General features: G+C 47.6%; 14 protein-coding genes. All 14 read left to right on the top strand.

The annotated features are described in order from the left end of the window. On the top strand, nucleotides 1-558 hold a 558-nt coding region (locus tag ABD892_RS02905; RefSeq protein WP_345193668.1), incomplete at its 5' end, for a C2H2-type zinc finger protein. Nucleotides 559-611: 53 nt separating this feature from the next. Next, entirely contained in the window at nucleotides 612-1,082 is a 471-nt protein-coding gene (locus ABD892_RS02900) for a hypothetical protein (RefSeq protein WP_345193665.1), read from the top strand. Continuing rightward, nucleotides 1,079-2,449 (top strand): phage terminase large subunit, encoded by a 1,371-nt coding sequence (terL, locus tag ABD892_RS02895; RefSeq protein ID WP_345193663.1) that lies wholly within the window; start codon nucleotides 1,079-1,081, stop codon nucleotides 2,447-2,449. The genes ABD892_RS02900 and terL overlap by 4 nt, the downstream gene beginning before the upstream one ends. Nucleotides 2,450-2,493: 44 nt before the next feature. Beyond that, on the top strand, nucleotides 2,494-3,987 hold the full coding sequence (locus ABD892_RS02890; protein ID WP_345193660.1) for a DUF935 domain-containing protein: 1,494 nt from the start codon (nucleotides 2,494-2,496) through the stop codon (nucleotides 3,985-3,987). A gap of 20 nt (nucleotides 3,988-4,007) precedes the next feature. Beyond that, nucleotides 4,008-4,622 (top strand): N-acetyltransferase, encoded by a 615-nt coding sequence (locus ABD892_RS02885; protein WP_345193658.1) that lies wholly within the window; start codon nucleotides 4,008-4,010, stop codon nucleotides 4,620-4,622. Further along, entirely contained in the window at nucleotides 4,571-5,368 is a 798-nt protein-coding gene (locus ABD892_RS02880) for a phage head morphogenesis protein (RefSeq protein WP_345193655.1), read from the top strand. Before ABD892_RS02885 ends, ABD892_RS02880 begins: the two co-directional genes overlap by 52 nt. Before the next feature lie 224 nt (nucleotides 5,369-5,592). Then, nucleotides 5,593-6,129 carry a hypothetical protein gene (locus ABD892_RS02875; protein ID WP_345193653.1) on the top strand — a complete coding sequence of 179 codons (537 nt, stop codon included), beginning with the start codon at nucleotides 5,593-5,595 and terminating at the stop codon, nucleotides 6,127-6,129. A gap of 25 nt (nucleotides 6,130-6,154) precedes the next feature. Further along, nucleotides 6,155-6,748, top strand: a complete 594-nt coding sequence (locus tag ABD892_RS02870) for a hypothetical protein (protein ID WP_345193650.1) — start codon at nucleotides 6,155-6,157, stop codon at nucleotides 6,746-6,748. Nucleotides 6,749-7,268: 520 nt separating this feature from the next. Further along, nucleotides 7,269-8,000, top strand: a complete 732-nt coding sequence (locus tag ABD892_RS02865; protein WP_345193648.1) for a hypothetical protein — start codon at nucleotides 7,269-7,271, stop codon at nucleotides 7,998-8,000. Nucleotides 8,001-8,082: 82 nt separating this feature from the next. Then, nucleotides 8,083-9,201 (top strand): IS110 family RNA-guided transposase, encoded by a 1,119-nt coding sequence (locus tag ABD892_RS02860; RefSeq protein WP_345193646.1) that lies wholly within the window; start codon nucleotides 8,083-8,085, stop codon nucleotides 9,199-9,201. Nucleotides 9,202-9,558: 357 nt separating this feature from the next. Then, entirely contained in the window at nucleotides 9,559-10,458 is a 900-nt protein-coding gene (locus ABD892_RS02855; protein WP_345193644.1) for an abortive infection family protein, read from the top strand. Between the two features lie 175 nt (nucleotides 10,459-10,633). Then, complete coding sequence (locus ABD892_RS02850; RefSeq protein ID WP_345193642.1) at nucleotides 10,634-11,242, top strand: hypothetical protein; 609 nt, start codon at nucleotides 10,634-10,636, stop codon at nucleotides 11,240-11,242. Between the two features lie 14 nt (nucleotides 11,243-11,256). After that, the gene (locus tag ABD892_RS02845) at nucleotides 11,257-12,246 is read left to right on the top strand and encodes a DUF262 domain-containing protein (protein ID WP_345193640.1); all 990 of its coding nucleotides are present in this window, start codon (nucleotides 11,257-11,259) and stop codon (nucleotides 12,244-12,246) included. Nucleotides 12,247-12,473: 227 nt separating this feature from the next. Next, entirely contained in the window at nucleotides 12,474-13,643 is a 1,170-nt protein-coding gene (locus ABD892_RS02840; protein ID WP_345193638.1) for a tetratricopeptide repeat protein, read from the top strand. Nucleotides 13,644-14,016: the final 373 nt, after the last annotated feature.

The following is a 14,016-nucleotide window of genomic DNA, read 5'->3' as shown; positions in this document are numbered from 1 at the left end:
CAATCTACATCGCCAGCCCCTCAACCTAGTGCTGTAGCTGGAACCTCGGGCGTTCAATCGGGATACAGTCGTCAGGCAGACAAAAAATACAAATGTAACCAGTGTAAATATTCCACAAAAGTGCTCACTAATATAAAGACACACGTGCGCACCCACACCGGCGAGAAGCCCTATAAATGCCAGCATTGCGATTTTGCAGCTGCTATGAAGAGCGATGTGACAAAACATGAACGCACACACACCGGCGAGAAGCCCTATAAATGCCAGCATTGCGATTATGCAGCTGCTCTGAAGTGCAATGTGACAAGACATGAACGCACACACACCGAAGAGAGACCCTTTCAGTGCCAGTACTGCTCAAAATCTTTTAGCCAAAAACCAACAAAGGTTGCACATGAGCGTACCCACACCGGCGATAAGCCCTTTAAGTGCCTGCTGTGCAAGTATGAAGCTGCACACCAAAGCGGCCTTAACTATCACATGCGCACCAAGCATCCATCACAACCAGCAACACCCAAGGACGACCAACCACCCGCGAAAAAACCAAAGCCCGAATAACCGCTGTTAACCCACCTTTGCCCTGCAAAAGGTGAACGCATAAGGGGTGAACGATGGCTATCCAGAATCCGGGACGTTCGCAGCGGGCCAAAACGGCAGAGTTACGCAAAAAGGCGCTGGAGCTTCGCACCCTGGGACTATCCTACCGGCACATTGCCGACCAGCTGGCCATCAGCAAAACCGCTGCCTACCGCCATGTCGTCAAGGCCATCGAAACCCTGGAAAACGAAAGCCGCGAGGATGCCAGGGTCAACCGTCGTCTGGATCTTGAGCGGCTGGACTGGATTATCCGCGAGGCTATGAAGCAAAGCCTTAAAGGGGATCTGCAGGCCATGGACAGGATCATGAAGGCCATCGACCGCCGCGCACGTATTTACGGCTTCAATGCGCCGCAGAAGGTGGCCCATACAACACCGGATGGTACCGAGGTCGCACCACCTACAGGCGTAGTATTGATCCCCGAGCCCATGAGCCGTGAAGAGTGGCTGAAACAGTACGGTCGGGATGACACCGACAGCCCATGATCACCTGGTCGCCCCAACCGGGACCGCAAACAGCGCTGGTCACCTGTCCGGTGGAGGATATCCTTTACGGTGGTGCTCGAGGCGGCGGCAAGACCGATGGGTTTCTGGGTAAATGGCTGCAACGCAGTACCAAGTACGGTGGCCACAGCAAGGGATTATTCGTTCGGCGCAGTATGCCGGAGCTGGACGAGGTGATTGCCCGCTCCCACGAGATCTATCTCCCCATCGGTGCGCTGTACCGTGCCCAGAAAAGTACCTGGATTATGCCCAACGGTGCGCTGCTTCGGCTTCGGAGCCTTGAGCGGGACGCCGACGCCGGCAAGTACCAGGGCCACTCTTACACCGACGTGTACATTGATGAGGCGGGTAACTTTCCCACCCCCGACCCCATCGACAAGCTCCAGGCCACCCTCCGAAACCCCTACGGCATTCCTGCCAGCTTTAACCTCTCTGCCAACCCGGGCGGGCCGGGACATGAGTGGATCAAGAAGCGTTACATCGACGCAGCCCCCAAGGGTATGAGGTTAATTTGCGATGCCAACACCGGCGACGAGCGAATCTACATTCCCAGCCGTCTGGAGGACAATGAGCTCTTACTCAGCAACGACCCCAAGTACATCAACCGCCTGAAAAAGTCCGGGCCGCCCTGGCTGGTGCAGGCATGGCTGATGGGGGACTGGAACGCCACACCGGAGGGCGGACTCATCAAGGCCCGCTGGTTCCAGCGCTACAGCACGCCACCGGCGGAGTTTTTACGCATTATCCAGAGCTGGGATACCGCCTATAAACCGGAGGAGATCAACGACCCCAGCGTCTGCACCACATGGGGCGAAACCCGACGGGGTTGGTACCTGCTTGATGTGTTCCGCGACAAACTGGAGTACCCACGACTGAAACGTGCAGCTGCCAGCCTGTATCTGGCCTGGAACCCGCAGGCGGTACTGATCGAGGACAAAGGAAGCGGCACCTCATTAATACAAGAGCTGCGCGAGGGCGTGAGCGCCGGTAATAAAAAGATTCATGTGCCGGTCATCCCCTGCGACCCCAAGGGCGTCAACAAAATAGACCGGTTAGTGGAGGTCAGCAGCCTGTTTGAGGCTGGGCTGGTGCATCTACCGGATGCGGCACCCTGGCTCATCGACTACGAGCTGGAGCTGACCATTTTCCCGCTGGCGGGTAACGATGACCAGGTGGACTCAACCAGCCAGTTTCTGAAATGGGCGCACGAGCACCGGGCCAATTTCAGTTTTGCATCCACAGGGAACACAAGAGCCGGCATCGAGGCCTACGGCGAAAACCCGCACAGTATTGATGAGGATAAGGGTTATGGTGTGGTAAAGGGCCGCAATGATTTCAGGGGTTATTGAGTGCTCACATTTTAACCGACACAGGGACTAGTCAGGACAAAACCATGGCAGGCAAGCCAAAACTGGGAGAGCTGGCAAAGGCGGATCACGGTGTCCGGCTGGCGTCGGCCTACACCGCTACCCTGATGGACAACCCCGACAGTGTGCTCCGGGAACGCGGTCGGGATATGAAGATCTACGATGAAATCCTGCGGGATGACCAGGTTAAACCCACCTTCCAGCAACGACGCCTTGCGGTTATCCAGAGCGAGTGGACGGTGGAGCCTGCCAGCGAATCATCCCAAGACAAGGCTGCAGCAGAGTTCATCAAGGAGCAGCTATCCCATATCCGTTTTGACGGCATCACCGACAAGATGCTCTACGGTCTTTTCTACGGCTATGCCGTGGGCGAGTGTCTGTGGGCCTACGATGGCAGCCAAATAGTGCTGGACGATATCAAGGTCCGCGACCGCAGCCGGTTTGTGTTTGATGTGGACGGCAACCTGCGGTTGATCAAGGCCGGCGAGCCCCATCCGGTGAAACTCCCTGACCAGAAGTTCTGGGTGTTCAGCACCGGCGCTAACCACAGCGACAATCCTTATGGGCTGGGTTTGGGCCACTATTTGTACTGGCCCACCTTTTTCAAACGCAACGACATCAAGTTCTGGCTGATTTTTCTGGAGAAGTTCGGCCAACCTACCGCCATGGCCAAGCTGCCGCCGGGACAGGCAGAAGACCCACGGGAGCGGGAAAAGGCCCTGCAGGTACTGGACGCTATCCAGGTAGACAGCGGCATCGTCGTTCCGGACAACATTCTGGTAGAGCTGCTGGAGGCCGCCCGCCACGGCACCGCTGACTATGAGGCGCTGGCGGAGCGCATGGACCGGGCCATCAGTAAGGTGGTGCTAAGCCAGACCATGACCACCGATGACGGCAGCTCACTCTCCCAGGCGCAGGTGCACGAGGCGGTGAAACAGTCGGTGATCAAAAGCGATGCGGACCTGATCTGCGAGAGTTTCAACAACCAGGTGGTACGTTGGTTAACGGAGTGGAACTTTCCCAATGCCCAACCACCGAGAGTCTGGCGCAATACCGAGCCGGAGGAAGACCTGCTTCAACGGGCTGAACGCGATAACAAAATAAGCACCCTGGGCTACGAGCCCACCGAGGAGTATATCGAGGAGGTGTACGGTCCGGGCTGGCGGAAAAAACCGGAACCCGTGTCGCAGCCCATTGCAACGGATAGCCTTGCCCCCGCCTTTGCCGAGCAAGACGCCACTCATCCAAAGCTGGCACAGAAAAAGACCGACCGACGTAATGATCAACAAGCACTGGCAGATGCGGCTGACTATTTTGCCACTAGATATCACGCGATATATGGGAATCAGATAGAAGAATTGTTGTCCTATGCCGAGGACACCGGTGACCTGCAAACATTCAGGTCACATCTTGAAGAACTACTGGAACAATCATCTTCTTCAGACACTGCAGTAAAAACCATACGTGATGCGGGGTTCTACAGCAGGCTAATGGGGATTTTTAGAGGCGAAAAAAGGTGAGAGCACTTACTTCGAAGTCTATGAGCGAACCTGTTATCGTCAGGAATACCGAGACATCGGTTACAGGTATCAGCAAAGTTCAGGCACCTTCTGTTGTATATGAAAAGCGATTGGGCGATGACGATATTCATCGCATCTTTACCCAACAGAAGCCACTACGATTAAGGCACATAGAGTCTCAAGCGTTGTTGGAGTTAACGGTAAAAATCATATCTGACTCAAACAGGGTAAAGCTCAAAATTATTCAAACACTTGTGGATAATGAAAAATCATTTGCGACCTTATCTGAGGAAAAGGAGGATAACGTTCTTCAGCTTCAGGATATCCAGACTCATCCGGTCAAGTGCGGCTTGGGAACGTTATTAGTTCATGTGGCCAGTTATTACGCGGTGCATATTGAGCAATATCCTACCTTTGAAGTGAAAAAAGCGGCTGGGAGGGCATTTGGTTTTTACCAAAAGCTAGGTTTTGACTTTGACGACAGTTCTTCGCCAACGTATCTACAGATCACCAGCAAAACATTACTGGAGAATACACGCCATATCTGTCAGAAGTTTCATGCGATAACCAATGAATATCCATTATGTCCTCAAGCCACTATGACTTCCTGGAAGTCACTGCCGGTTTTACCCTGAAACCCGCCCAGGCTATCCGGTTCTTTGAACGCAAAGGGCTTAAGCTGTCATTTCGCTGGGAGGATATGCTGGCAGAGGAACATGACGCCGCCTTTACCGTGGCCAAGATGATGAACCGGGATCTGCTGGCCTTCGTAGCCAAAAAAACACAGCAGGCCATAGACGACGGGAAGACGCTAACGGAGTTCAAACAGCAGCTTATTCCTGCCCTGCAAAAGGCCGGATGGTGGGGTAAACAGGATGTTGTGGATCCGAATAGCGGACAAATCGTCAAAGCACAACTGGGTAGTGCATCCAGGCTGGCAACTATTTTCCGCACCAACCTGCAAAGCGCCTATAGCGTGGGTCACTGGCAAAGCATCCGGGCCAACGCTGCAACCGCGCCCTACCTGATGTACGACGCAGTGGAAGACCACCGGGTACGACCCGAGCACCAACAATGGGATGGCAGGGTGTATCCGGTAAACCACACCTTCTGGAACACCCACTTCCCTCCGAACGGCTGGAACTGCCGCTGCGGTGTTATCCAGCTGGGCCGCAAAGAGCTGAAAGCCTACGGTCTGAAACCCTCACCGGAGCCAAAAATCAAACCTCGGCTCTGGGAAAACCCTCACACCGGCAAGACCCGCACAGTGCCGGAAGACCTCGACCCCGGCTGGGATCACAACCCGGGCCAGACACGCTTTGCCATCCTACGGCGGCTTGAGCGTGAGAAACGGTCAGAAGGTCAGCAGCAAAAACCGTAACGTGTACCCCTTTCAGACCATGAAGCCAATCCCTATACCCATTGCTGACTTTTTACCCCTTTCAACTAACGAATGAACGGTTGATTTGCTGAAGGTCATCACACCCTGTTAGCCAATGGTCTAAAGTAGCCTGTCATCATGGGGGTATCCGAAAGCCCCTGCCTTTTTGGCACATCATGCACTATCACCATTGACGTAAAACTACTGGATACACAGATAACATCATGCAGGCAATAACATCTCAGGACATTAACACCATCGCAGCAGCAAGCAGGATTTTACCTGAAACAGAAGGGACCGCATTGCTGGATCGTTTCCAGGATCGTCAGCCCCAGTTTTACGAGGCGATTTTTGGCGAATTGTCTGATGCAATAGCAGAAGACAGTTTCGATATGGCTAACCTTTTTCTGGATCTGTGTTTCGATATCATCTTCCTCTACCACCGGACACAGGGCGAAATCCCAAAGCAGCCAGAGGATGAACGATGGCTGGAAGTGAAAATGGCGTTGCTGGATGCCGAGCTTAAGTCGCTGGTGCCCGGAAACGCCATGAACGGGAACCTCACGGCATCACTGAATGATCGATTTGTAGATCGATGCAGGGCCGCAGGCACTCCTTTGGCGTTGTTGGCGCATCTTGACGAGCAGGTTTGCCAGTATGCGAGTTTCGATCCGTCTCGTCCTCGCGCTATCCCCCTGGTGAACAATCTGCTGTTTGTAGTCGTCAGGTTGATGGATGACATCTACGATTCACGCACCTGACGGTTAACCGCTAAGGGACTCAACCATGGTAATGACCTATACCAACCGGGCTGGCAAGCTTTATTCCCTGTTCCGGTCAGTCACGCGTACCGGCAGGGAGTGCTATTTCTTTTCAACCCGGAAAAACAGTCAGGCTGAACCCGTGGCAGAAATTCCGACCGGGTATGAGATTGTCGAGCGTCCGGAAAACGGGCAGGTGTTTCTGAAAAAAATAGTGCCACAGTTAATCACCAAGGCTGAAGAACAGACCGTAGCGACGCTACTGGCAGGCGTTTCCAACCCCGTGCGGTATCTTCAGGATTGCAGGGGCGAGCATATAACGATCTATGAGTCCTGTATCGTCGACAACCTGCTTGAGGATGAGACTGTTGCGCAAGTTCATTCATTGGGTTTTAACCAGAAAAGGGTCAACCGGATCATTCTCAACGGGCACTTTCTCCCCATACTGCGCTTTGGTCTGCGTGATGCAGAATCCCGGTATTTTTCCGTAGAGCGCTTCTGTTTTATGGGTGCGATCGACGATTGGATATTCATCGGATGTCCTGACGCACTGGAAACCCTGGCCGCAAAATACATCGGACGGCTCGGCACCGATGCGTTTTACGACCCTTTCGGATAAACACACCAGTTCACGCAGAAACATCAGCAACAAATACGCCTGATACGGGTGCGAAGCCGCCACGTTTTCAGATACCATCGCTCCATCATCCTACGAGTGAACTGATACGTTAACCATTGCCCCCAATAGCCTCGCTTGCCTTTCCGACATTGGCAGTAATAGTTGGCGGGCGGTAGCGTAGTTGTATTTTGTCAGCTGCTGCCAGCGATACATATGCAGCGCTTATGACTTTTATCAGTTTTCCGGAATCAATCCGTGATGCCACGTGTTGCACGGAACACCCGATCTGAGTTGATTTGCGATGGCGCTGAGGGCGTGCAGTGTATTGGCAATATTTGGCAGGAAGACAGAAAGGGTTCGCTTATCAACAGCTTGGCGAGCCTTGATATTAATTGATATGCCTCACGTGAGTGAATAACGGTTATTTTTAATTAATATACCGCAGGTGCGGTAGAACATCCGTAATATCCGATATTACTCATTTGAGTCTTAATAGCTGTTATGTGAACAAGAGAGATTTATGCATAATCAGGTAGATCATCATAAAATGGTTGTTGGTAGTTTCATAAAAAATAAGCTCGAAGAATATAGATATTTTTTAGAAAAACTAATTAACATTTGTCTTTTAGTAGAAAATAATTTTCAGAATGGTATTAATCCAGTTAACACAAGTAATGAAAACATAAACTACACATTTAATTCATTGACGAATACATTTCAGTCATTAAAAGATTCATTAGAAACTGCAACAGGCAAAAAGATAGCTTGGTCTGAATTATACGAAATAGAGCATGGACGTTTCATAAAAGAAAGCCGAAACGCTATAACTCATGATGGAATGCAAATAATAAATGCTTATACAGATGGCAAGTATTATATTGCTAATGATATTGAAAGGTTGGATGCAAAAGGGAATTTTATAAAAATCGAAGCACCTCAAACAGATATTTTGAAGCTATCTTTAGAGTTCACGATTGGATTTATGAATAAAATTCAAAGTTTAATTATCGATTATGGAGAGTCAATACCGAAAAGCTCTCATCCGGTTAAAATGCAAGATATAGAGAAATATTTAACAAACCCCGTTGTCCCAAAATTCGTGCGCGAGTTAATTAAAGAAAACAAAGATGAAATTGAAAAGCAATTATCAAGTGTTCGCTTTGATCCTGTGCAAGACATAATGAATGAAAGCTCAAAGATCACAGACTTGTGCAATGTTCACATAGACATAATGACTCCCGCTGACCGGTAAGAGCTGGCCTCCGAATAATACGCGGGCTAGCTTTTGCCAGAGCCGCATCAGGCAAGCCTGAGAAAATGATCGGAGGCCAGCGATGAGTAAAGATAGCACCTTGTTTGTCGGACTGGATACGCACAAAACATCCATTGCCGTCGCCTACATTGGCAGTGAGCGTGATGATACTGTGCAGGATTACGGCACTATCGGAACATTGCACCGCGATATTGATCGCCTGATCCGTAGACTGCAAAGCAAGGCAACAAAACTGTTTTTTGCCTATGAAGCCGGACCTTGTGGATATTGGCTATACCGATACCTGACCGGTAAAGGGTTTCACTGTATTGTGGCAGCCCCTTCCAGATTGCCAAAAGACAAAATTAAAACGGATCGGCGAGATGCACGTACGATTGCCGTGACGCTTAGAAATGCAGATCTGGCGCAGGTGTATGTGCCAGATGTTGAAGACGAATCCATTCGTGACCTGATCCGGGCACGCACCGATCTGGTCAACGATCTCAAGGCTGCCAAACAACGGCTCAACAGCTTTTTGTTAAGGCACGACCAGGTTTATCACGGCAAACGGTGGAGCAGGCAGCACTGGCTCTGGTTATCTGAACGGGTGTTTTCTACTACAGCACAGAATGTTGTTCTCAAGCAGTACATGGATACCATCGAAGATCGTCAGAGTCAGCTGACATTCATGGAGCAGCAGATAGATGAGTATCTGCCAAAATGGTCACGATACCCTGTCGTACAAGCATTACAGGCGCTCAAAGGTGTACGGCAGATTACAGCCATGACCATGGTGGCTGAAATTATCGATTTCAAACGGTTTGAAAACCCAAGCCAGCTGTTCTCCTGGCTGGGCCTGGTGCCATCAGAAAACACCAGTGGTGGTAAACGACGTCAAGGCAGTATCACCAAGTGTGGTAACAGTCATGCACGAAAAGCGTTGATTGAATCAGGCTGGAGCTACCGACATCCTGAAAAGTTAACGCGTGACCTGATGTTGAGGCAGGAAGGATTGCCTGATGCTGTGAAAGAAATTGCATGGCGGGCTCAGCTGAGACTCTGTAAGCGATATCGTGATCTGAACGCTCGATACAAAAACAAGAATATTGTCGTTGTTGCTATCGCACGTGAGCTGGCTGCTTTTATGTGGGAGATCGTAACCAAAGGGTTAACGCAGACGACCACGATACGAGCCCATTGATAATTAACTGCGCTTTATTGTAACCGTTTTGGAGGTTTACCCATTCTGATGTTGCAGCCCCGGCCAGTGAGTAGTCCTCGTTCTTGTTAGGAGGTAAGGCAGACACTGCCGAGTCCTCGCTCCTAGAGAGAGACAGGCTCACACGACGGATACATGAAAAGTGGTAACCAGTCCACGTATATCAGCTTGCCAGCCGTCGTTGTTTCAGGCTCCACTGTCAGAATGGGTATTTATGATAATGCTGTTCGAATGAAACCAATAAATCCTGCTTTACTGCGGGAGTCATATCAACAAGTGGTTCCAGGTGACGCCTACGGCGCACCTGAACCAAGCGTTATGTGAATAGGAGTAAAACAATTGATCGGTAATATATTCGATATTTTTTCAAGACGTGAAAAAAATGTTGAGATTGATGTAAAACCATTGACACGAGAATTCAAAAATAGATTCCTTATGTTAATAAGGGATTCTGTTTGCGGTTCATTTTTCGAACTTCTTGGGCATTTGAGAGCAAAGCTTGCATATTTGCATGGTCAGCCAGTTCTACGGAACCCAAATATTAACCCAGCGGACGATGCATTAGCCTTCCTTTCTGACTGTGAAGACGATCATTTTTTAGATGCCATAGAATATATCTTTCAATTAGAGCATGGTCGTTTCTTTAGCATGAATGAATCAAAAGTCATCGACCAAGTTAATCAGTTTTTTACAATAGATAAGCTTCCTTATTTTTTAACGAAAACAGTCAGAGAAGAATTCGAATCTAGTTTTCATGGTAATCCAACGACAGGAATACGTGTTGTTGAACATCCAAGAGTAATAAGAAAGGATAGCGAGGTATTGCACAATACTGCAATAGAACCTGTATTAACACTTCTTCAAAAACCAGACCTCTTGAATGCAAATGAAGAGTTCATGGCCGGTTTAGAGGATTATCGCAAAGGTGAATACAAAGATTGTGTTACTAAGTGTTGTAGTTCGCTGGAAAGTGTTATGAAGGTGATTTGCAAGAGAAGAGGTTTTCCATACAAGGAAAATGATACAGCATCACCTCTGTTAAAAACAATTCTTAGCAATACTAATTTCGACAATTTCTGGGAACAACCGATAATGTTGATTGCAACTATCAGAAATAGATTGAGTTTTGCCCATGGTTCGGGTTCCAAGGAAAAACAAGTATCTGAACATATTGCAAAGTATTCAATAAATGCAACGGCTTCAGCCATACTACTTCTACATGATGAAGCATATAACTGATGGAATTCACATAACAAATGCTTCCAGTTCGTTCCGGGGCTTCGCCCCTCCACCCGGCTTCCTTCGGCGGCGGCTGAAGCAGGCGTTAGAAGCTTAGTGCAGTATTAAATATTCAGTGTCGTTTATTTTATATTTTGATATAATTCGTAAATGATTTCAATTTGATGGTTATGTTATGCAACTAGATGTGTTTATTGATGAGCTAAAATCAATAAGCGATAAAGATGATATTTTGGATTTCTGCAGAAAGAAAGTATTGCATGGAACTCCTTTTGTCTTCCGTGATAGGGAAAATGACTTTTATGATTTTCAGAAACGAATTTCATTACAGTTTAATGTTGCTTTTCACGAAGTATACATAACTGGCTCTGGGAAACTTGGTTTCAGCCCACTTAAAAAGAAAGAGTTTGATCTTGATTCAGATATTGACGTGGCAATTATTTCGGGTGATTTGTTTGACAACATACTTGAGCTCATTAGAAATTATCAAATGAGTCTAAGAGCCTCTAAAAGAAATGTAAGCGAGCAAGAAATTAAACTTTACCATCAATTTCTGGAATACGTTGCTATAGGATGGATAAGACCAGATAAGCTTCCTTTATCGTTCCAAATTGAAAATTTAAAGAATGCTTGGTTTGATTTTTTTGATTCTATTTCTTATGGGAGATCAGAGGTAGGTGATTACAAAGTTACAGCTGGAATTTTCAAATCATATAGACATTTTGAACTCTATACTTTTAGTGGTATAAATGACTTAAATAAATCATTAAACTTATCTTCTTGACTTTGGTAGAAATAATGAGTAATCAGATAAAACCTTCCGTAACAAGCCCAACTATTGCAGATATCTATCAAGATATTGAATCTGGCAAGTTAGTACTAAGACCTGACTTTCAGAGAAAATTTGTGTGGACAATTGAACATCAAGATGAGTTCATTGACACCATCGTTAATGGTTTTCCTTTTCCTGAAATTTATGTATGTCAAGGTGATATAGATATTAAAAAACTTAAAACGACTCAGCATGTCATTGATGGTCAGCAGCGGCTTACCACAATTAAAAAATATATCGACGGCGATGAGTCTGAAAAATTCAAAAAAGTCAAACCATATTCAGCGCTAAGTGACGCTGAGAGAGAAATATTTTTGTCATATCAATTGGTAGTTCGAGATATTGGCAAAGTTAGTGAAGAAACAATTAAAGAAGTATTTCGTAGAATCAACCTAACCAAATTCAAATTGGAAGATATTGAAATCCATAATGCTGTCTATGACGGGCATTTTATTCAAGCAGCAAAGGACATTCTAAGTAATGTTTCGCTTGAAGTTTATGGGGTTTTCCATGATTCAGAATTGACAAGAATGGCTGATTTGTATTTTGTCTTAAGTGTCATGAGTACGATTGAGGTTGGAAGCTATTTTCCTCGGGAAAATGAAGTAGAGAAGAGTATTGCTAAGTTCAATGATGAATATCCAAATAAAGATCATATTAAAGCTTTATTGATAAAAACATTTGCAACTATCAATGATATTGGTTTGCAGCAAGATTCAATCTGGTTTAGAAAATCATGTTTCTTCACTATGGTTGTTGAGCTAGCAAAAAACAATAATGTAATCCCTACTGATATATTAACCAAGCTAAATGACCTTGAAACAAAAATATTATCTGATAAAAATAATAACGAAAGTGAATATGGGAAGTTCTACTCTTATATGTATTCCGGTACAACAAGTAGAAAGGCAAGAATTGAAAGGGCCAATACATTTAAGTCTCATGTATTAAGCTAATACGCTTCTAAATCGGGTAAGGGCTGGTCTCTCTCCAGCCCTCCCCACACCACGTAGCATGCGGGTCCGCACTACGCGGTTCACCGAGGATAGTGACACCTGATCCACCCATCTTTCAGCGCAGCAAATCATGCATCGGCCAGAAATCGAGATTACCTGCCGCGCTGATACTTCAATCTGCTCTACACTTCTCACGCTTTCACGCTCCAAGAGGTACAAAAACCGTCATGGCCAAACTCAACACCGCCCAGAAACGTCGCCAGAAAGAACTCAAGCGACGCAAGAAAAAACAATTGCAGGCACAAAAGCAGAAAAATCACACACCCGTAGCACCTGACTTAAGCGGGCTGCCCAAATTGTCAGAGACACTTCTTGAATTTGCCGGTGGACTGCTGGATATCCCAAACGCCTCCAGGGACTATATCGAAAGCACCATTGGGATGGTGAGTATGTGCTGGAACATCGGCATCGTGGAGAAAGAGCAAGGCCGGGAAATGCGTCAGAAGCTGACGAATATGCTGCGCGACGACACGATTGACGATAGTCAGGAGGATTTCGAAAGCCAGTTTGATGCGTTCATCATGGCAAGACGCCTTCTCTACCGGAATGATCCTCGTTTCATTGTCGATTACAGCGTGACATGGGATTATAAGGATGATTTACACCTCCAGATTGCCAGCACCATTCTACCTGAAGACAGCCGATTCTCATTTGATGAAGACGATCTGAGCTGCGGGCTTTCGGCTTCTACACAAAAAACTCTCACCGCGCTATCCACGCCACTGACAGATGAACAACGTTGTATTGTTGAATGGATTGATGAAGGTTATAAACTGCTTGATATACAGGATAAACACTCTGTAGGAGCGGCCTGCGACCTCTGGCTCAATGCCTGGCCCCATGTGAAGGCACTCTACAAAGATACAGCATCAATTGATGAGATACTGCCATTGGAAGAACTGTTTCTATCCAATTGGTGTACAGATGTTGAGATGCACCTGCATAACGCTGGGGTGGGCAATCCGGATTACTTCAACAAACGTATCGTTTTTTGCCGCGACTTTTGCGAACAGTTCCCTTCATCACATCCGCAGACCCTCCATAATATGCGCCGGGCTGAAGCTGAAGCACTCTTTTTCAACGGCCAGCATGAACAAGGGGAAGCCGCATTTGAAGCACTGGTCAATGACTATCCGGATACTGCCTGGGGCTATATCGGCTGGGGAGATATGTACAGCATGGGCACACTCGGCTCCGTTTCATTGCCTACCGATATTGACCGGGCACGGGCATTGTACCGAATTCCTATAGAGCGCCAGCTGGAGGATGCCGAGGATGCCGAGCAACGCCTGAAGGATCTGGAGCAGCATGAAGCCCCTGAGACCCTGGACGCCTGAGAAGCATCGGGTTTGCACTATCAACCGGCTTGTCTTCATGCCATGGCAAGCCTTAATGAAACGCTGCCGTTATAGACAGTTGGAATAAGATTACTCAAATTGAACACTATCTGCTTGCCCAGATCGCATCAAAGCCTCAAGAGATGCAACTTATCACCAAAAGGCTGATCAAAAGAAAGAAGTAGACATTCGCTTCGGACCCAAGAGCCGTTGGGAATCACTGGGCCAGGGAAGACAACGGACAGATCATCTTTTGTTGTGAGGCGCGTCTGGATATCGGCAATGTTCCAGCAACAGGGGCTATGCATTAGTAGAAAAGGCTTTTCCGCCCACAGGATACGCTGAACAGGCCCTTCAGCCTATCCTGTGAGGA

The sequence above is a fragment of the Kistimonas scapharcae genome, assembly GCF_039540975.1.
Classification (GTDB): domain Bacteria; phylum Pseudomonadota; class Gammaproteobacteria; order Pseudomonadales; family Endozoicomonadaceae; genus Kistimonas; species Kistimonas scapharcae.
This window is presented reverse-complemented; position numbering and strand designations above follow the sequence as displayed.

What these genes read in the sequence shown, in the direction of transcription:
- ABD892_RS02900 (WP_345193665.1), top strand. Translation starts at nt 612, where the DNA reads ATGGCTATCCAGAATCCGGGACGTTCGCAGCGGGCCAAAACGGCAGAG.
- terL (WP_345193663.1), top strand. Translation starts at nt 1,079, where the DNA reads ATGATCACCTGGTCGCCCCAACCGGGACCGCAAACAGCGCTGGTCACC.
- ABD892_RS02890 (WP_345193660.1), top strand. Translation starts at nt 2,494, where the DNA reads ATGGCAGGCAAGCCAAAACTGGGAGAGCTGGCAAAGGCGGATCACGGT.
- ABD892_RS02885 (WP_345193658.1), top strand. Translation starts at nt 4,008, where the DNA reads ATGAGCGAACCTGTTATCGTCAGGAATACCGAGACATCGGTTACAGGT.
- ABD892_RS02880 (WP_345193655.1), top strand. Translation starts at nt 4,571, where the DNA reads ATGTCCTCAAGCCACTATGACTTCCTGGAAGTCACTGCCGGTTTTACC.
- ABD892_RS02875 (WP_345193653.1), top strand. Translation starts at nt 5,593, where the DNA reads ATGCAGGCAATAACATCTCAGGACATTAACACCATCGCAGCAGCAAGC.
- ABD892_RS02870 (WP_345193650.1), top strand. Translation starts at nt 6,155, where the DNA reads ATGGTAATGACCTATACCAACCGGGCTGGCAAGCTTTATTCCCTGTTC.
- ABD892_RS02865 (WP_345193648.1), top strand. Translation starts at nt 7,269, where the DNA reads ATGCATAATCAGGTAGATCATCATAAAATGGTTGTTGGTAGTTTCATA.
- ABD892_RS02860 (WP_345193646.1), top strand. Translation starts at nt 8,083, where the DNA reads ATGAGTAAAGATAGCACCTTGTTTGTCGGACTGGATACGCACAAAACA.
- ABD892_RS02850 (WP_345193642.1), top strand. Translation starts at nt 10,634, where the DNA reads ATGCAACTAGATGTGTTTATTGATGAGCTAAAATCAATAAGCGATAAA.
- ABD892_RS02845 (WP_345193640.1), top strand. Translation starts at nt 11,257, where the DNA reads ATGAGTAATCAGATAAAACCTTCCGTAACAAGCCCAACTATTGCAGAT.
- ABD892_RS02840 (WP_345193638.1), top strand. Translation starts at nt 12,474, where the DNA reads ATGGCCAAACTCAACACCGCCCAGAAACGTCGCCAGAAAGAACTCAAG.